The organism is Limosilactobacillus urinaemulieris, assembly GCF_014838745.1.
Taxonomy (GTDB): Bacteria; Bacillota; Bacilli; order Lactobacillales; family Lactobacillaceae; genus Limosilactobacillus; species Limosilactobacillus urinaemulieris.
On the sequence record NZ_JABUXR010000001.1, the window covers coordinates 63,742 to 81,669 of the forward strand.

At 39.7% G+C, this 17,928-nt stretch carries 16 protein-coding genes and 1 pseudogene; 5 read left to right on the top strand and 12 right to left on the bottom strand.

The window, feature by feature from the left end:
• Window positions 1-268: 268 nt before the first annotated feature.
• Window positions 269-1,771: an LPXTG cell wall anchor domain-containing protein gene (locus HUK45_RS00340; RefSeq protein ID WP_191910581.1), complete on the bottom strand. Its 1,503-nt coding sequence runs from the start codon at window positions 1,769-1,771 to the stop codon at window positions 269-271.
• Window positions 1,772-1,847: 76 nt separating this feature from the next.
• A pseudogene (locus tag HUK45_RS00345) lies at window positions 1,848-3,490 on the bottom strand (1-deoxy-D-xylulose-5-phosphate synthase).
• A 180-nt stretch (window positions 3,491-3,670) separates the two neighbouring features.
• Here HUK45_RS00345 and HUK45_RS00350 point away from each other — a divergent pair.
• On the top strand, window positions 3,671-4,918 hold the full coding sequence (locus HUK45_RS00350) for a DUF2075 domain-containing protein (RefSeq protein ID WP_413230812.1): 1,248 nt from the start codon (window positions 3,671-3,673) through the stop codon (window positions 4,916-4,918).
• Between the two features lie 16 nt (window positions 4,919-4,934).
• Window positions 4,935-5,627, top strand: a complete 693-nt coding sequence (locus HUK45_RS00355; RefSeq protein WP_191910582.1) for a TVP38/TMEM64 family protein — start codon at window positions 4,935-4,937, stop codon at window positions 5,625-5,627.
• A 179-nt stretch (window positions 5,628-5,806) separates the two neighbouring features.
• Here the strand turns inward: HUK45_RS00355 and HUK45_RS00360 are convergent, their stop codons facing one another.
• Genes HUK45_RS00360 through HUK45_RS00370 form a run of 3 tightly spaced genes read right to left on the bottom strand, consistent with a single transcriptional unit; the run spans window position 5,807 to window position 9,063 of the window.
• Complete coding sequence (locus HUK45_RS00360; RefSeq protein WP_191910583.1) at window positions 5,807-8,332, bottom strand: excinuclease ABC subunit UvrA; 2,526 nt, start codon at window positions 8,330-8,332, stop codon at window positions 5,807-5,809.
• Between the two features lie 18 nt (window positions 8,333-8,350).
• Window positions 8,351-8,689 (bottom strand): FluC/FEX family fluoride channel, encoded by a 339-nt coding sequence (locus HUK45_RS00365; RefSeq protein WP_191910584.1) that lies wholly within the window; start codon window positions 8,687-8,689, stop codon window positions 8,351-8,353.
• A complete protein-coding gene (locus HUK45_RS00370; RefSeq protein WP_191910585.1) occupies window positions 8,686-9,063 on the bottom strand; it encodes a fluoride efflux transporter FluC in 378 nt (125 codons plus the stop codon). The genes HUK45_RS00365 and HUK45_RS00370 overlap by 4 nt, the downstream gene beginning before the upstream one ends.
• A 103-nt stretch (window positions 9,064-9,166) precedes the next feature.
• Here HUK45_RS00370 and HUK45_RS00375 point away from each other — a divergent pair, with 103 nt between their 5' ends.
• Window positions 9,167-9,559 (top strand): VOC family protein, encoded by a 393-nt coding sequence (locus tag HUK45_RS00375; RefSeq protein WP_102169310.1) that lies wholly within the window; start codon window positions 9,167-9,169, stop codon window positions 9,557-9,559.
• 98 nt (window positions 9,560-9,657) lie between these two features.
• Here the strand turns inward: HUK45_RS00375 and HUK45_RS00380 are convergent, their stop codons facing one another.
• From HUK45_RS00380 to HUK45_RS00390, 3 genes are read right to left on the bottom strand one after another with little or no spacing between them, the layout of a single operon-like run.
• Window positions 9,658-10,608 carry a YdcF family protein gene (locus HUK45_RS00380; protein ID WP_191910586.1) on the bottom strand — a complete coding sequence of 317 codons (951 nt, stop codon included), beginning with the start codon at window positions 10,606-10,608 and terminating at the stop codon, window positions 9,658-9,660.
• Window positions 10,605-12,371, bottom strand: coding sequence for an ABC1 kinase family protein (locus HUK45_RS00385; RefSeq protein ID WP_191910587.1), 1,767 nt, complete (start codon window positions 12,369-12,371; stop codon window positions 10,605-10,607). Before HUK45_RS00385 ends, HUK45_RS00380 begins: the two co-directional genes overlap by 4 nt.
• Before the next feature lie 14 nt (window positions 12,372-12,385).
• A complete protein-coding gene (locus tag HUK45_RS00390) occupies window positions 12,386-12,817 on the bottom strand; it encodes a CopY/TcrY family copper transport repressor (protein ID WP_191910588.1) in 432 nt (143 codons plus the stop codon).
• Between the two features lie 147 nt (window positions 12,818-12,964).
• Here HUK45_RS00390 and HUK45_RS00395 point away from each other — a divergent pair, with 147 nt between their 5' ends.
• Window positions 12,965-14,332, top strand: coding sequence for a DHA2 family efflux MFS transporter permease subunit (locus HUK45_RS00395; RefSeq protein WP_191910589.1), 1,368 nt, complete (start codon window positions 12,965-12,967; stop codon window positions 14,330-14,332).
• Between the two features lie 161 nt (window positions 14,333-14,493).
• Here the strand turns inward: HUK45_RS00395 and HUK45_RS00400 are convergent, their stop codons facing one another.
• The 3 genes from HUK45_RS00400 to HUK45_RS00410 form a co-directional block, all read right to left on the bottom strand.
• Window positions 14,494-14,832, bottom strand: a complete 339-nt coding sequence (locus tag HUK45_RS00400; protein ID WP_191910590.1) for a branched-chain amino acid transporter permease — start codon at window positions 14,830-14,832, stop codon at window positions 14,494-14,496.
• 3 nt (window positions 14,833-14,835) lie between these two features.
• Window positions 14,836-15,531 (bottom strand): AzlC family ABC transporter permease, encoded by a 696-nt coding sequence (locus HUK45_RS00405; RefSeq protein ID WP_191910591.1) that lies wholly within the window; start codon window positions 15,529-15,531, stop codon window positions 14,836-14,838.
• A 176-nt stretch (window positions 15,532-15,707) separates the two neighbouring features.
• Window positions 15,708-16,235 (bottom strand): GNAT family N-acetyltransferase, encoded by a 528-nt coding sequence (locus HUK45_RS00410; protein ID WP_191910592.1) that lies wholly within the window; start codon window positions 16,233-16,235, stop codon window positions 15,708-15,710.
• Window positions 16,236-16,410: 175 nt separating this feature from the next.
• On the opposite strand from HUK45_RS00410, the gene HUK45_RS00415 reads away from it, so the two are divergent.
• Window positions 16,411-17,052, top strand: a complete 642-nt coding sequence (locus HUK45_RS00415; RefSeq protein WP_191910593.1) for an endonuclease III domain-containing protein — start codon at window positions 16,411-16,413, stop codon at window positions 17,050-17,052.
• Here the strand turns inward: HUK45_RS00415 and HUK45_RS00420 are convergent.
• Window positions 17,041-17,868 carry a glycosyltransferase family 8 protein gene (locus HUK45_RS00420; RefSeq protein WP_191910594.1) on the bottom strand — a complete coding sequence of 276 codons (828 nt, stop codon included), beginning with the start codon at window positions 17,866-17,868 and terminating at the stop codon, window positions 17,041-17,043. The two genes, HUK45_RS00415 and HUK45_RS00420, sit on opposite strands and share 12 nt — an antisense overlap.
• Between the last annotated feature and the right edge of the window lie 60 nt (window positions 17,869-17,928).

A 17,928-nucleotide genomic window follows, 5' to 3' on the forward strand; every position in this document is an offset into this window, starting at 1 on the left:
ACTAAAAAAGCTACCCAAAAAGTCCCTCTCAACCAGGTTCAAATCATTTGATAGGCGTTTGAGTAACTTCTGGATAGCTGTTAACTTACAGAATTTATTAAATATTAAAGGTACTCAACCACGGTAGTTGTTGTTGTGGTTGAGGTGGAGGTTAGACGTTGAATAATTGCTTTTCGACTTGACATGATTAATTCCTCCAATTCATTTCTTTCAATGTCATTAGAATACTATTAGAAAATTAAAAATGCAAGTCTTTTTTTATATTTTCTTATTCTTTCTTTCGTCGCTTCCAGAAAAACATTGTAATAATGGTAACTAATCCAGTGATTACTAATCCAACAAATGTTGTTCGATTATCTGTCTGATTTCCGGTTTGCGGCAGCTTTACTCTATGTCGCTGATCTTTATTCTTGTTACTACTTAATTCTTTTAACGAAGCTAAATCTCGATCAAGAATTTTTTGAACATCCGCATTTCCTATTGATGTTTCTTTATTGTCAGATCGCTGGTCTTGAGCTGCCTGAGAATTATTTTGCCGCGATTCTACCACTTGCTGGTTATCATTATTCGTTTCAATTTCTGCTGTTTGAGCTTCTTGCTCTTTCTGTGATACTGAATTAGGACGTAAAACTATTTCTGTTTGGGTTCCTTTAGTTGCCTCATTACTTTCATGGTTATCGTGATTAGGACACTGATCACTCCCCGTCAAAGCATCATGTGGTGCCGGATCGGTTTTCTCCTTAATTCTGTTTTGGCTAGGCTGTTCCTCGTCCAATGAATCTGTCTGAGTATCATGGTCATTCTTTGGCGACTCGTCAGTTTGACTTTCTTCCTGCTTAACAGTAGTTTTTTCAGTTTGAGTATCATTGGTCCTCGTTTCATGATTATCAGTTTGAATTTCAGCGTCTTTTCCCAATTGCTTACTTTGGCTCTCCTCATCCTTACTACTTGGAGGTGGTGTTTGTTGTCCTTGATCTTGCCGTTGGATTTCGGTTGTTTGCGTTTCATTATCATTACTAGGCACTAATTCTGTTTGACTTCCAGTGGCTACCAGCTCTTTTTCTTCTGGCTGGTTAATTAGTTGTTCATTGTTTGCCGATTTCTGTTCTGCTTTCTCTTCTGCTGGATGTTCATTAAGCTTTTGCAACGGCCGAATTAACACTATAAATGGATCCTGTCTGCTCTGATATAACTTAAGCCTTTTTGGTAATGATTCTGGACAACAATATTCAAATCCTTTTGGCGCAGAAGGAACATCATACCATTGACCAACATTAAGTGTTGTACTATTCAAAGCCTTCCCCGTAAATTTAAGATTTTCATCGTAGCAATAAAATGACGGTCGTGCTTCAACTAGCCGTTCTCGATCTGCAATCTTATATTGATGGTATGTTACTGAAATGGTTTGATCAGAATCATTTGCTGACACTAGCTGTGCTCGCACTTGCAAGACATTCGGTTCAAAGTCATCATAGTTTGGTATAAAGAATGATGACCAAATACTTGGTGTTTGCGGTTGCCAGCTATTAGCAATTTTTTTAAAAGTGACTGTCTGCTTAACTGTTTGCATCCCCTTGTATGGATCATCAATTTTTATAGTCCGTGTAATTTGACGAACCTCATCCCGGTTGTCTAATTGCTGGTTAATAGCTGTTGGGTCCAGCTTCTGGGTTGCACTGTGACCAGTACCGACTGAAACAGCCATTGTCATTAGAACAGTCGCGGAAGTAATCCCAACACATTGTTTAATAATTGATTTCTTATTACTCATAAAAAAATTCCTCCCAAATTGGCTTACATAATACCAATACGGAAGGAATCTCTTTTTTCACGAAGAAAATTTAATTTTAAAGGGCGTGAATCACTTCTTCAATGTCATCAACAATCTGTTCCGGTTTTAAATGATACCAATCATAAAGGACTTCTAGCGGAACATTATCAGCAAATTCACGAGGAGCACCAAAGTTCAAAACTTTCATTGCTTTAGGCCCATAATAACGAGAAATGGTTTCACCAAAGCCACCGCTAACGTTGCCATCTTCCAAGGTAACAACAACATCATGGTTTTCAGAAAGATGGTGCAGGTAATTTTGATCAATTCCGGTTAAGGACTTTGGGTTAATTAACGTTGCATTAATGTTTAACTTTTTTTGCAGTTGATCACAAACATCAAGTCCTAATTGCCAAAAATCACCAACAGCCATAATAGCGACTTCACTACCTTCATGGGCCACGTCATAATGAATAACACTGTAATCATCTTGACTAACCTCTCCGTGAAGCAACTTCTTTTCAGGCTCCCGAATTATCACTGGCTGTTCAGTTTGACTAAGAGCCCACTTCAACATTGAAATCAGTTCTTCAACGTTTGTTGGAGCAAGGTATTCAATGTTTGGCAAGTTAGAGATCATTGAAATATCAAATGTTCCTTGGTGAGTAGCAGAATTAGTGGCAATTGTTCCACCCCTAACAATCATTACTACCGGTGCATCATTAAGGGCCATATCATGGATCAATTGATCATATGCTCGCTGAAGGAACGTACTGTTTTGAAAGACAACCGGACGTGCACCAGCAGTTGCCATAGCGACTGCTGTAGTAATGGAGTCTTGTTCAGCAATTCCCACATCAAAATAGTGATCAGGATACTTAGCTTGGAATTTCTTAAGGTTAAAGACACCGGGAATAGCAGCATTTAGAGCAACTACCGGTACACCGTCATCAATTTGGTGGCCTAACTCAGTTAAGATTGCATCACTATAGCTTTCGGTATTTTTATGTTCTTTAAGCTCACCAGTCTTAATGTCAAATGGCGGCTGCCAATGCCAATCCATCTTATCCTCAACGGCCGGTTGATATCCCTTCCCTTTTAAGGTATTAACATGGAGGACAATCGGATGATCAATATTTTTAACTTCCTTAAAGGCATCGATCATTGTTTGAAGGTCATTGCCGTCAGCAACATACTTATAGTCTAAGCCCATGAATTTGAAAATATTATTCTCTGCCTTACCATTAGTATCACGTAATTCTTTCAGTCCTTGATAAAGGCCACCTTGATCCTTATCGATCGCCATTTGGTTATCGTTAACAACAATAATCAAATTAGAATGGAGCTTAGCAGCATTGTTCAATTCTTCAAAGGCTAGACCACCGCTTAGTGAACCATCACCAATTACAGCAACAATATTATCAAATGATCTGGATCCAGAAAACCAATCTTTCTACCGGTTAACATTTTATGCGGATAACATTGGTGGGAAACATCCCAAACAACCTTGTCATGAGGAGAGTTAAAAACGTAATGATATGCAATCGTTGTTTCCATAATTTCAAGGTTTGGGCCAACATGACCCCCAATTGCTGCATCTCGTTCAAGAACTAGCTGACGCATTTCGGTTGCTAACTGCTTTAGTTGTTCAAGAGACATTGATTTAATATCAGCCGGTTCATTAACCCGGTTTAGAAGATAATCTGGATGTCGATTCATCTGTGCCACCCTTTCTAATCATTTATTGCTTATTTAGATTATTTTATATTCTTTTGTAAAGATAATTTAAAACATTTATTTTATTTTAACACTTTAAAGTCCACTACAGAAATTCATCGTTACTAAAATTGACGAATACCGTTTCCTCATTTAAAATTAGGCATGATTATCAAAAGAGGGATGAGTGTGTTGAACCAGCTTACCAATAAAGCTACCGAAAAATTATCGCCATTTAAAACTTTAACGACCGAGCAGGAAAACTTGGTTAATTCCATTACTGAATTTGCGGCAAAGCATTTAAAAAACAACTTTCCTGCAATTTACACAATTTATGGTGACGCTGGAACGGGAAAAAGTGTTGTTTTATCAAACCTCTTCGAACGATTCCAACAATCAGCTCGTCAGAATCCAACCTCACCATTTTTTAAAACTAAAAACTACTTTCTGGTTAACCATCCAGAAATTTTAAAAGTTTATCGCGAGATTGCTGGTCCAATTAAGGGCCTTTATAAAAAAGATTTCACCCGTCCTACTTCACTAATTAACCAGTTAGATAAGAACCAGCAAAACATTGATATTGCTGTAATTGATGAGGCCCACCTTCTATTATCAAAAGCTGATCATTACAATAATTTTTATCACGATAATCAGTTAGTTGAGATTATCAAACGGTCGAAAGTCGTTGTTCTAGTTTTTGATCAATACCAGGTTCTAAGAATGAAGAGTTTGTGGACTCCTAAGCGACTGGAAAAGATTACTCACCGATACCCTCATCAAGAGTACCACCTTCGTCACCAATTCAGGATGACCGCTAGCGATCAATTGATTGATTGGTTTAATCACTTTACAGATCAATACGAACTTGCAGCAATTCCAAAAAATAGTCGCCAGAACTATGACTTTCGGATTTATGATGATGCGGAAAAAATGCGTCAGGCAATTGTTAAACGAAATGATGAAGTTGGTCTTTCACGAATTTTATCGACTTCTGGATATCCATCAACTCTTGATGGCGGTAAGCACTACATTAAAGAAGGACAATTCAAGTTACCCTGGGATCAATATAACTATACTGTCACTCCCTGGGCTGAATTACCTCAAACAATCAATGAAGTTGGCTCAATTTATACTTGTCAGGGATTTGATTTGAACTATACGGGGATTATCATTGGTCCACCAATTAGCCAAGTTCCCGGAACTAAGAAACTACAAATTAACCTCGATAAATATACAGATTCAGAGGCATTTAAGAAACGTGATGATCTAACGGATCCTCAAGAAATCAAAGCTCTTGAAGAACGAATGATTATGAATTCTCTCAATGTTCTTTTTAAGCGGGGTGTGTATGGCACATATATTTACGCCCATGACCCGCTCTTGCGTAATTCACTCGTTCAGCTCTTCAAAAACGCTGGTCTTAGTTATTAAGAAAGTAGAGTATATAATGAAAAAAAAGACCCTTAACAAACAATTGCTAATTGCTCTAGGAATTTTCTTAGCAATTGTTATTGTTATTTTTATTTATCAAAACTATAAACCTGAAATTGATCTTTTGATCCACCCCGTACCACACGAAAAAGAAATTCTCCTGCACATGATTAGGGCCCATGGAATCGCTAATTCTCTACTTCTTCTTGGCTTAATTGCGATCTTAAATTCTATTCCCGGACTTTCAAATTCAGTTATTTGTATCCTCTCGGGACTTTGTTACGGCCCCTTCTTTGGCTTTATTATTAACTGGATGGGAAATGTTCTTGGAAACTGTATTGTAATGAGCTTGATCAGAAAAATTAAGTTTTCAAAAAAGGTTAAGCAGCACAAACTAATTAAATCATTAATGCACCAAAAACATCCCCTTATTGGTCTGACGATCGGTTTTATGATCCCAGTTATTCCTAGCATTCTTGTTAATTACGCTGGGGCTCAGTTAAATGTCAATCGACGACAATATATGGCAATGGTTCTGGTAGGGATGGCGCCAACATCATTCCTCTATGCCTTTGGTGGGGATGCAATTTTCCGCGGTAATCTCAAACGAATCATTAGCGTTATTATCTGCATTTTGGTTCTTATCGGGATCTACCTTGTTGTGAAAAAGATTGATGAAATACACAAAAAACGCTTAGAAACTGAATAACTAAAGGGCTGTGACATAAGTTATATTACCTAGATAAAATACAAACGACACAATACACAAATGGGATTCAGTGCTTGGAAAATCCGAACACTGAATCCCTATTTGTGCTTTCTAAAGACTAGCTACGCATCGACGGGGGTTCAAAAACGAACTAGCGAGCTAGTCCTGTTTCACTCCATTTAATTTTGGAAACGACCAACAAATTCTGCAAGATACTGAGTGGTTAAGCTCTTCGGGTTGCGAATTAAGTCAGCTGGATGGCCTTGAGCAACAATCTGTCCGCCATTCTTACCCCCACGTGGTCCTAAATCAATTAGATAATCAGCATTTACCATTAAATTGACATCATGGGTAATGATAATAATTGTTGCTCCCCGATCAATTAAGCGTTGCATTACCTGAAGCAAGACTTGAACATCAAGGGGATGTAACCCAACTGATGGCTCATCGAAGACAAATAGGGTCGTTTTTTGCTGACGATTCAAATGCTTAACAAGCTTCAACCGTTGAGCTTCCCCACCAGAAAGCGTTGGCGTACTTTCACCAAGATGAAGATAACCAAGACCGACTTCATCAAGAAGTTTTAATTCACGTTGAATTTTCGGCACATCCTTAAAAATCGGAATTGCATGACGAACGTCGAGGTTTAACAAATCAACGATTGAATAATCATGCCACTTAATTTGTTGAATCTCCTTATTATACCGGTCACCGTTACAAACGGGACAAACCTGTTGCATATCTGGTAAGTACTGTATATCAAGGGTTACGATCCCTGTCCCGCCACAGTTTGAACAAGCACCCTGCTTATTATTATAAGAGAAGTAACTCGCAGTCCAGTGTTTTTCCTTTGCTGCTGGTTGAGCTGCAAACAGCCGCCGAAGATTGTCCATAATACTTGTGTACGTTGCGACCGTTGAACGGGTACTCTTCCCCACCGGAACAGCATCAACGCTGACAACGCTTTTGATTGGGGTATTTAATTTATCGATCTGTTTTGGAAGTGATTCACCCTTCTCTTGAGCCTTTAAGGCCGGCACTAGGCTATCAAGGATCAAACTAGTTTTCCCCGCACCCGAAAACCCGGTAACTGCGGTAATCTGGTTTGTTGGGATCATGGCAGTAACGTTTTTAAGGTTAAAGTAGTTACTGACCGTAAAACTGGTCTCAGAAGCTGCCTTTTCGCTTGTCGTTTGGCGAACCTTAATCTGGGCTTTACCGTTCAAAAATGGTCCAATTAAGGAAGCAGTTTTCTTTTTTAATTCTGCAGGAGTTCCCTGGTCAATCACCCTTTCTCCCTCGGCACCAGAGCCAGGACCAATCTCAACCACCCAATCTGCAGCACTAATAATATCAATATTGTGATCAACCACCACTAGTGAATTGCCTTGTTCAACCAATTCATGAAATACATGCAGAAGACCGTTAATATTATCAGGGTGAAGGCCAATTGACGGTTCATCCAGAACATACAAAACTCCTGTTGTCTGCGTCCGTAACGTCCGCGATAATTGAATTCGCTGTAATTCACCGGTTGATAAGGTATTACCGTTCCGTGAAAGGGAGAGGTAATTTAACCCAAGTTCTAATAATGGGCGAAGATTGTCATCAAATTGCTTAAAAATCGCGGTTGCCATTTTATCCATGTTCGCTGGCAATTCGCTTAAAACGCTTTGCTTCCATTGATCAAGTTCACCAAGAGTTAAATCAGTAACCTCTGCAATATTTTTACCACCAGCTAGTTGGGTTAGGAGTTCCGGGCGCAACCGAGTTCCATGACAAACGGGACAAACTGATGAATGAAAGAATTCGTTAATTCGTTGCTGTGCCCGAGCACTTTTACTTGTCTTTGCCGACTCAAGAACTGCCTCATGAGCATTTTCATACAAAGCATTAAAATCGTGGAAGACCCGGCCAGTACCCGAAACAAAATCCATTTTGTACTTCTTACTTGGACCATTTAAGACAAAATTCTTTTCCTTAAGTGAGAGATCCTTATAGGGAACGTTAATCCGGACACCGGCTTGTTCTGCAACTTGAGGCATAAAGTTTCGACCAGGAAGGTGCCATGACGCAACCGCTCCTTCATCCAGCGTCAAATTCTCATCGCCAATTAATTTTTCTTCGTCTAGCTCCCGAACGCGACCAGTCCCCTGGCATCGCTTGCAGGCGCCATCAGAATTAAAGGCAAAGTCTTCAGCAGAAAAGGCATTAAACTTTACTCCACATTCAGGGCAAGTCAAAACACCCATTTCATCTCCAGACTTGCTCATTGCCTGGGCAATTTTAAGATTTGGCTTTAACCTGTGACCGTTTGGGCAAACAGGTGAACCTAAGCGAGAAAAGATTAACCGAATCACATTAAAAATCTCGCTCATTGTTCCAACAGTTGCTCGCTCGGACGGAACTGCTGGACGTTGGTGAAATGCTAACGCTGACGGAATGTGTTTAACGCTATCAACCTGTGCTTGGGCCCCCAACTTGATCCGCCGTCGCGTGTACGTCGATAAAGCCTCCAAGTACCGTCGAGAACCTTCCTCATACAGAATTCCCATTGCTAACGAGCTTTTCCCAGAACCGGATAAGCCCGAAATTGCAACGAATTTATGTAGCGGAATATTAACGTTAATATTTTTTAGATTATGAACACGACCACCCCGCACTTCAATTTCTGCGGGAATTGTTGATTGTACTGCTTTATTCAAAAGATCTTCCTCTTTTCCTTAAAGTTGCATTCCCAGCCAAGCAAGACCAAGTCCACCAAGATAGGATAGAGTGCCATAAATTATTAAATTAAACCACTGATGATCATTATACATTGCAATTAATTCAGTGTTTAAGGTTGAGAAAGTTGTGTACCCACCTAAGAATCCTGTTTCCCAAAAAAGAATCGTAAACTGATTAGCAGGAAAGTGGTGAGTTAATATTCCTAAACAGAATGCACTAGTAAGATTAATCAATAACGTTGCTCCTGGCCAATCAACTCGCAACTGCTTCCATAAATAGGTGAATAGGTAACGAAGAAGGGCACCGCATGATGCGCCAAAGCCAACCAAAATCATTTGTTTTCCTCCATTTTTACCAATAATTGGGCCAAAATAAACCCAATAAGGGCCGCAAAAAAGCCACCTAAAAGGCTAACAAGAAAGTAGCCACCGCCAACCCAAAAATTGCTTTTACTAAGGTTTAAGACACTAGTAGTAAATGACGAAAACGTTGTAAAGGCGCCAATCAGTCCCGTTCCTAATCCTAAGTTCAACCAACCAGCTAAGAGGTCCCGTTCAATTACATAATAGGTAAGAAATGATAACAGGAAGCAACCAACAAGGTTAGCGATCATGATCCCCCATTCACCTAAATTAGAACTGAATAAATAGCGAAAAATACCGCCAAAGAAGGCAAAAGTAGCAACAGCAACTAAGTTTTTTATTTTCATTTTTATCCTCCATTCCCATCAACCGATTTTACGCTTCGATTTCCTGTTTGCCAATCTAAAACGGAACATCGTATAATAATAGCCGAGAAAAGAGGAATCAATTATGAAAATGCGAAGAATCGATCATATTGTATTGACCGTTAGTAATCTTGAAGAGTCCATGCGCTTCTACCATGAAGTCTTTGATATGCCAGTAATTGATCAGCAAAGTAATGATGATGTAATTACCCTTCGATGTGGTCACCAGCTTATTCGGCTTCAAAAGACTGACCGACCATCTAAATTAGTGGCTAGCCACCCAACTATCGGGGCAGCCGATCTTTGTTTAGTTGCTGGAGATAAGGTCGACGATATTCTCCACCACTTTAATAGTTATTACGTCGATGTTGTCGAAGGACCAGTCGAAAAGCAAGGTTCTGAAGGAGCAATGACTTCAATCTACGTCCATGATCCCGACAAGAACCTGATTGAAGTTTCGGTTTATGCAAATAAATAAGAATTAACTTGATTTAGCCAATTAGATGCGATAAATTCGGAAACGTTAACAAATAAGTAGAGACCTGGAAAATTTTGTCTTTCCAGGTCTCTTACTATTTATCTTTCAAGCAACTCAGCAATAGCTAGGAAAACAAACAGAATGGCTAACCAACTACGATAATGATCCCGTATAATTCCTAGATAGTCTCGAACAACGGTTAAGGGTTGCAGCTTCCATGGAGTCTTACTAGGAACAATCGACCAGGATAACTTCAACCTGCGTAAATAATTATAGGTCCTAAAGATGTGGAATGAGCTAGTTATAACGATAATTTTCTGTTTAGATTCGGCCCGCTTTTGCAATAACTTTTGGCAGTTTCGTAAATTATCCCAAGTATTCATCGCCTGCTCTTCCAGGATGATCCGATCTTGAGGAATTCCATGAGTCGTCAGGTATTTTGCCATTGCCCGAGCCTCAGATAATTTCTCGCCATGTAAAATCCCACCAGTAACTATAATTATAGCGTTACGATTTAACTTCCAACAGGTAGCAGCTCGTTGCAACCGTGCTGCCAAAACAGGTGGAACTTTTCCATGTCGCAAGCCAGCACCGAGGACAATCAAACAATCAGCTTTAACAGGTTTTGAGAGCAATTGCAAAGTAACAATTGCTCCCCAGAAAATTACTAATCCAAGAGTGGTTATCCCATTAACTATTAGTGCGGTCAAAATCACCTGGTGGTTAAGCCAGGGAAAATGTTCTTGATATTTAAATAGTAGTGGTAAGCAAACAAACAGGTTTAAAAGCATTAAAGTAAATGTCTTCTGATTGTATTTAACCAGCTGGGCGTCCGTCGAAAAGTGCCGAACCAGAATTGCCTTAATTGATTCCAACCAGATCAAGAGGCTTGCGACCCCTAGACTAAATGCAGTGAATGTCATTGAATAGCCAATTTGTCCGCCAATCAAAATTAACAGCAAGCCGGTCCAGCACAACGCCCACTCATTCTTCTTGGGTAAAGGCCACCATAGGAGAACAATTAGTAAAGAAAGGGTTAAAATAATCATTTCTTCCCGTACTCCTTTTTCTGCCGACGATACTTCCGGTAGCGACGGATCAATTCACTAACCGCCATTGTGATAATTATAATGATTGCTAACGAATAACCAAAGACACCAAGATGGTAAATGTGGGGATGACCAGTACTGCCCTCCACTAGCAACGATGAACCAACAATAATTGCCGCCAAAATAATTGCAATAATTATCCGGTTAACAATTCGGCTAAGCCACTTCATTAGATGTTCCTGGTCAGCATAATGAAAATTAATTTGGGCATTTCCATCACTAATTGCATCAAAAAAGGTGTTCAGCTTCCCTGGCATTTGTGTAATATTCTTCACAGCACGATAGCTTCCCCATAAGCTATTATCTAACTGGGTACGAAAATCAAAATGCCGCTTCAAGTACTGCTTGCCAAATGGTCGAGCAACCTCCAGCATTGAAAGTGAAGGATCAAGCTTAGCAATAATTATCTCTAAGATTCCAAATGCCCGTACTAGCATTGTTACTTGGGAATGAATCTGAAGGTTATTATTTTGACATAGCTGAACAATCTGATAAAGCATTTTAGTAAAATTAATTTCAGCAAGGCCTGCATTTAAGTACGGCCGAAGGAATTTGCCAAGTTCCCGATAAAATTTCTGCTCATCAAACGGTCCCACCTGTTCGCACATTGGAATAATTGATTGACCAATTTCATGAATGTCCTGTGAATTAACGGCTAATACAATTTTGGCAATTCCATCCGCAGTTGCTGGCGAAATTCTTCCCATCATTCCAAAGTCAATCCAGATAACCCGATATGGTGGAAGAACCTTCTCTTGTTGATAGCTGATTTTAGTAGAACCGATCTGCTTTTCTAATTTCTTTTCTAACTCAACCTGGTCCATTTGAGCTTCGTCCTGAGTCAGGTGACGAATTAAGATATTCCCTGGGTGCGGATCAGCCTGGAAAAAGTGATCAACAAAGACTTGCTTAAGGAAGTTCTTAACTAATACTTGAGCAATCTCATGCCGAATCTGTCGTTGAGTTTTTGCTTGTTCAGGTTCCTTACTCAATGGAGCGTTAGCCAGGTACTTAATACTCTTCCCGGACATGTACTCATTAACTAAAATTTTAGGAGCACAGTATTTAAAGTAGACCTTTGGAACCCGGATAATTGACTGACCATTGTTAAGCCGGTAAAACTCAATCCCATTCTTGGCCTCTTGAATTGTGTCAATTTCACTCCTTAGTGAATTACTTAAAGCGTTAAAAATTTTTACGGGATCAACAACGCTAATCCCAGTTGGAACATATTTTAGCAGTTCAACTGCCCGTTTTAACAGCGCCAAATCTGTATCTACTAATTTAGTAACATCAGGATGCTGAATTTTAACAACTACTGGTGTTCCATCTTTCAACTCAGCATGGTGAACCTGCCCAATTGAGGCTGAAGCGAACGGATCTCGATCAAATGTCTTAAAAACTTCACTAATCTTTTTCCCGGTTTCCGTCTCAAAAGTCTTCTTAACACTTGCAAAACTATCAGCCGGAACATCATCCTGAAGCTTTCGTAAGGCCTTTATATATTCTGGGCTTACCAAGTCTGCACGAGTAGAAAGGATTTGCCCCATCTTAATAAAAGTTGGGCCGAGCTCTTCTAGCGCCTGACAAACCTCTTCCGGATTTTTTTGATGATAAAAGTTGCTTAGGAAGTGATACTGGCGCATTACCTGCATAATCCGCCGAAGACGCTTTCTTGGGGATGGTATTGTCTCTTCAGCCATTAATAAGCTCCTCCTTACTTACAATCCATTGCCATTCCCGGAACACAGTTACATTCGACGTTCTCCGGGGCGTTTTTCTTTTTTTCGACTAATAAACTTTGGAGTTGTTCAATATCTTTTCGACTAAGAACGGCACCATCTATCACGTGGCTAAGCGTCGCACCAACATGCATCTCGCAAATACTGTTAAACAACTGATCCGCAGCTTCATTCATGGTAATCTGCTCCCTGATTAATGGGGAGTAGATAAAACCACGGCCTTGACGAGTTGTCTTTAGAGCCCCCTTTTCCACCAAACGCCGGAGCAATGTTTTAATTGTCGCGGGTTTCCACTCAACCTTTTGCTGGAGAATTTCAATTACTTGGGTGCTAGTTGCTTTACTGAGGGTCCAGATGATCCGCATTACTTGCCATTCTGCTGGTGTAATATCTGTTTTTTCTTCCATGTCCTCACCTCAATTTAAAATCTACACCTGTCGATAAAAAGCGTCAAACAATTTCTGGTTTAATCCAAATACTTATTGTGACCTAGATTAAGATCTGCTAAACTACTGCATTAGTTATGCTAATTTTCATAAAAGGAGTCGATGTTCTTGAGCGACCAGCGAATTAGGCGTGCCCTAATTATAATGGTTTTTGGAACTTTCTTTGGAATCCTTTGTTCGACCTTAATGAACATTGCGTTGCCAACATTTATGGACGTTTTTCATATTAGTGAAGCCCACGTTCAATGGGTAACGAACGGCTATATGCTAGTTAACGCGTTAATGATTCCGGTCAGTTCCTACCTAATTAAACGTTTTTCATTTAAATGGCTATTTATCTTCTTTACGGGGATTTTTCTTTGCGGAACCGTAATTGGCGGGTTAGCGAATTCCTTTAACCTCTTAGTAATTGCGCGAATGATCCAAGCAATCGGTGCTGGAATGATGATGCCCCTTGTTAACGTCCTTGCAATCCGCTATGCTCTTCCAGGAAAAAAGGGCCGGATAATGGGAATCATTGGACTGGCATTTAACTGTGCACCAATCCTTGGTCCTGCGGTATCAGGTTTTATGCTTGACTACCTCTCATGGCGATACCTATTTATTTTGATTATCCTCTTTGCAGTAATTACATTACTTTTGTCGCTTTGGATGCTCCCTTATATTCCCCATAACGAGTTTCCCCAATTTAACAGCTTCGGTTTCACGGTAATTACCCTTGGTTTATGGTCATTATTAATGGGGCTTTCGAACGTCTCTAATTATCCGCTATTATCGCTTAATGTTGGTGGGATGGCAATCATTGGGCTAGTATTTATTATTATCTTTTATCTTAACCAGCGACGAAGTACCCACCCATTGATTAACCTCAGTGTGTTTGAACACCGCCAATTTTTTCTAGCAACTGTTATTAATATGCTAATTACCGCAACAATGTACGGCAACGCAATCTTAATTCCATTACTTGTTCAGATTGTTCTTGGCGAAAGTACCGTGATCTCCGCAATTGCTGTTCTTCCAGGGGCAATTCTTACAGGGCTACTATCAACAACTAGTGGCCGGTTCTATGATCGCTACCCAATTCAATGGCTCGTTGGTGCTGGACTCCTAATTGATATTATTGGAACAACCGGACAGGCAATGATTGGTGCCCGAAGCTCAGTGATTATTATCACGGTTTTCCAAACAGTACGGCAATTTGGACTAGTAACTATGTTGATCCCGCTTCAGACACAGGCACTTTCTCTTTTGCCCAACGAAATCGTTCCCGATGCAGTAGCTTGCTTTAATACCCTGCGACAGATTGCAGCAGCATTTGGGACTGCACTGATTGTCTCCGTTGTTGGGATCGTAAACCACCTTGTCCACAGCTCAACCTCCCATTTAGGAATCCAATCAGGATTTGCCTTTTGCTTGGTCCTCCTCTTAATTTCTCTCATTCTCAGCAGAAAACTTTATCACCAAATAAAAAGTTAGAATATCAAAGTAACGCCAGACAATGGATCAAGAATTGATTCATTGTCTGGCGTTTTAACTAGATCAAGAAAGCTGTTGATTGCTTCATCGTCTTGGCTCAATTTACCCACAAGAGTATTAAAATAATTATTCGCTAATCTCCAAATTTTTGCTTGGAATTATTAGAAAACAAAATTCACTAAAATAATGTAGCTAACTGTCCCCACCAATAATGATAAGCACATACTTCGCCTTCGTAAGTGAACGAGAATTGTAATGATACTAGCAATAATTTCTGGTAAGCCAAAATTACCACTAAGGAAGTGAACATTTCTAAAACAATAAACCACAAGCATTCCCATAATTGCGGGCGGAAGAAAATTCCCTAGGCCTTCAATAAAGGGACTCACTTCTTCTTTACCATTTCGCTGTCGGCCAAAAACAAGAAATGGCATGACACGGGTAAAGAAGTTAGCAATTGCAGCGATCGCTATTGAAATTACCTGCTGAACAACTGTCATTTCTTAATCATCCTCCTTTGCTCGCCGTTTTGTTAAATAGTAGTATTCCGCAACCAGTAAAAGCAGGGTAACAACCAAAAAGTACGTCTTGCCAACGGTCAATAAACTAATAATGGTAATTACAACCCCACTAACTGAGCTGACGTGGCTTTCTTCTTGTAAGAACTGATCCAATGCCAGGACGATAAATAAGGCTGTCATAACGAAATCAAGTCCCTTTACCTGAAGTTGTAAGGCACTTCCCAAAAAGCCGCCTAAGAAAGCACCGAGAACCCAGTAACCCCAATCTAAGATCGTGATCCAAGTATTAACCTTCACTTGACTCATTTCTTGAGGAACCTTGGTATAGTGGTTAATAACAAAGGTTTCATCAGTTAGGCCGAAAATTAACAGCCACTTTCGCCACCCAGCATGTTGATACTGCTTAAGCATGGATAAAGCATAAAACGATTGACGAAAGCCGACCACTAAGGTAATTAAAAGGACATTCAAGGGGTTAAAATGTTGGACTAGCATATTGGCAATCACAAATTCAACTGATCCCCCATAAATTGTTAATGCCATCAATGTTGGATACCAAAAAGAAAACCCCAGGTTATGCATGTAAAGGCCATATCCTAAACCAAGAGTCACATAGCCAAACAGGACTGGCATTGACTTCTCCAGCGCAAAGCGGAATTCACCATCCAGCTTTCTCATTACTTACTCCTCCTCAGAATAAAAATCAATTGACTTTTATTTTAGCGAACGACCAGGATGCATACAAGAACTAAATTGTATGTATTACAATGTGACCAAATAATGATTATTCAATTTTCACAATTAAAAAACATGGCACCAATTGACTATCGGTACCATGTCTCAAATTATAATGTTTAATCCTTTTGGGTTACTAGTTCGTAAACGTAGGATTCTTCTTCAGGACGGTATACACCGTGAAGTTCACCAACTTTAGTGAAGCCATTCTTAGTGATCAAGTGTTGCATAATTTCGTTATCTTCATGAGTATCAATCCGAAGGGACTTAATGTCCTTCCGGTTTTCTTTGATATAATCAATCACGCTTTCAAAAAGTCGTGAGGCATAACCGTGACCGGCATGCTTTGAATGAATCGCAACCCGGTGAATAACCTGGTACTTATCAGTATCTAACAACCACTTGCCATCTAATGCATCGTATGAGTGGTCTGGAGCATCCACAATTGCTAAGGCACCTACAGTTTGATCATCGTCTGACTCAACTAAGTATGCCCAACCATGCTGAATATCTTCCTTAATATGTTCTTCGTTCAGGTAATCACCCTGCCATTGATCAATTCCCCGTTCTGCTAATTGATTACGACCATCACGAAGAATATCCATCACTGTATCCAAGTCTTCCATGGTAGCTTTGCGTAATTGCATTCGTATTACCTTCCCTTCTGATCAATTGAAATTTAATTTTCACAAATTAACAACCATACTAACTTACCATATTAATAATGATATGTGCAAGCCAAAAGTTCCTCTTCTCTTAATCCTACCGCAAAGTTCGGTTTAATGATAAATTAAGGGTATCATCGTGAAGAGGAGAAGGAGTATGAAGCTTACCATTACGGAATTATATGAAAAGATGCACCAAAATATGGGAGATTCTGGTTGGTGGCCCGCTGAATCAAAAGCCGAGATCATTGTTGGTGCAATCATGATTCAAAATACCAATTGGCGCAACGCTGATAAGGCTGTTGCCGGTTTTCGAGAGCGAACTAATTTTGATCCTAACCAAATCCGTCAGTTAACTACTGCAGAATTATACGATCTCGTTCGGCCAGCAGGTTTCTACAAGAATAAAAGCCGAGCAGTTGCGGCTGTTTTTACCTGGCTATCGCAATATAATGACGATTACCAACAGGCTAGCCAATCTTTGGGGCCAACATTGCGGAAAGAATTGCTTAAACTTCACGGAATTGGTGATGAAACCGCTGATGTCCTACTCACCTATATCTTTGAACAACCAACATTCATCAGCGATAAATATGCCCGAGTATTATTTACCCAACTTGGTATCCCTAACCTTACTAACTACCAAAGTCTCGCCAGGCAAGTCAAACTGCCTGCTAACTTCACTAGTGCAGCTGCCCAAGATTTTCATGGTTTAATTGATGAGTTCGGTAAGGTCTACTTTCACCCGCTTACAAAGTTTCAAGAAAGTTTTCTCACTGATGATCGGCTAATTCTGTAAACTTGACTGGAGTTTTGCTGTCATGTGGAAATACTGTTTATATAAGGCCGTCAGTCTTCCTGAGTTTTTCGTTGGTAACCATGGCTTTTCACGGCCACAATAATGTAAAATCACTGTATTTTTGATCACCCAATCAAGATCCCATTCACCAAGCGATATTGTTTCATAAATTTTTCCGTTACGGGTATCAAAGTTATATAATTGGTCAGGAATTGTTTTAATCCGTTCACTATAGAGTGCATTTAGGACATCCTGATCGGGTAATAGCAAAATGTGGCGGCGAATGTAATCAAAGATTTGATTCGCGTCAACCTCCTGACGCATCAAATCAAGATTCATTAAGAGCACCCCCGAGTTATAATAACCATCTGCCCCAAAGTTCTGTAAACGAATCTTATTAATTACGTCAGTAGTATTGGTTAAGCTGGCATGGATTGCTGACGCAAAGAGGTTATTGCCCAATGCGGTATTATATAAAGGTGAAAGGTCATTAATACAAAGTATGTCAGCATCCAGATACAGGATTTTATGGAGATCCTGAGGAAGCATTTGGTGAGCTAACAATCGGTAATAAATTGTGGTTGGATAACGATCGGTTACCGGGGCATTTTCAAATAATGATTGTTTGACCATTACTGGATGGTACGTCAGCTTTAACTGCTTACAAAAAGCTGCTAATTCTGCTTCCTTCGCTAGCCGCTTTTTCTGTAAAACATAAATGTTGAATTCTTGAGACTTGGTGTTTAAATGAATCGACAGTAAGACGGTTTCTAATTGTTGAACAAAATTGTCATCAATCGCAAATAATAAGTTCATTATGAATTTCCTCCAAACACTCCTGATTATATCAATTATACTAAATTAAAATACTGGAAA

Excerpts from the sequence above, each read along its gene's own strand:
- HUK45_RS00340 (WP_191910581.1), bottom strand. The coding sequence starts at position 1,771 with ATGAGTAATAAGAAATCAATTATTAAACAATGTGTTGGGATTACTTCC.
- HUK45_RS00350 (WP_413230812.1), top strand. The coding sequence starts at position 3,671 with ATGAGTGTGTTGAACCAGCTTACCAATAAAGCTACCGAAAAATTATCG.
- HUK45_RS00355 (WP_191910582.1), top strand. The coding sequence starts at position 4,935 with ATGAAAAAAAAGACCCTTAACAAACAATTGCTAATTGCTCTAGGAATT.
- HUK45_RS00365 (WP_191910584.1), bottom strand. The coding sequence starts at position 8,689 with ATGATTTTGGTTGGCTTTGGCGCATCATGCGGTGCCCTTCTTCGTTAC.
- HUK45_RS00370 (WP_191910585.1), bottom strand. The coding sequence starts at position 9,063 with ATGAAAATAAAAAACTTAGTTGCTGTTGCTACTTTTGCCTTCTTTGGC.
- HUK45_RS00375 (WP_102169310.1), top strand. The coding sequence starts at position 9,167 with ATGAAAATGCGAAGAATCGATCATATTGTATTGACCGTTAGTAATCTT.
- HUK45_RS00380 (WP_191910586.1), bottom strand. The coding sequence starts at position 10,608 with ATGATTATTTTAACCCTTTCTTTACTAATTGTTCTCCTATGGTGGCCT.
- HUK45_RS00385 (WP_191910587.1), bottom strand. The coding sequence starts at position 12,371 with ATGGCTGAAGAGACAATACCATCCCCAAGAAAGCGTCTTCGGCGGATT.
- HUK45_RS00390 (WP_191910588.1), bottom strand. The coding sequence starts at position 12,817 with ATGGAAGAAAAAACAGATATTACACCAGCAGAATGGCAAGTAATGCGG.
- HUK45_RS00400 (WP_191910590.1), bottom strand. The coding sequence starts at position 14,832 with ATGACAGTTGTTCAGCAGGTAATTTCAATAGCGATCGCTGCAATTGCT.
- HUK45_RS00405 (WP_191910591.1), bottom strand. The coding sequence starts at position 15,531 with ATGAGAAAGCTGGATGGTGAATTCCGCTTTGCGCTGGAGAAGTCAATG.
- HUK45_RS00410 (WP_191910592.1), bottom strand. The coding sequence starts at position 16,235 with ATGCAATTACGCAAAGCTACCATGGAAGACTTGGATACAGTGATGGAT.
- HUK45_RS00415 (WP_191910593.1), top strand. The coding sequence starts at position 16,411 with ATGAAGCTTACCATTACGGAATTATATGAAAAGATGCACCAAAATATG.
- HUK45_RS00420 (WP_191910594.1), bottom strand. The coding sequence starts at position 17,868 with ATGAACTTATTATTTGCGATTGATGACAATTTTGTTCAACAATTAGAA.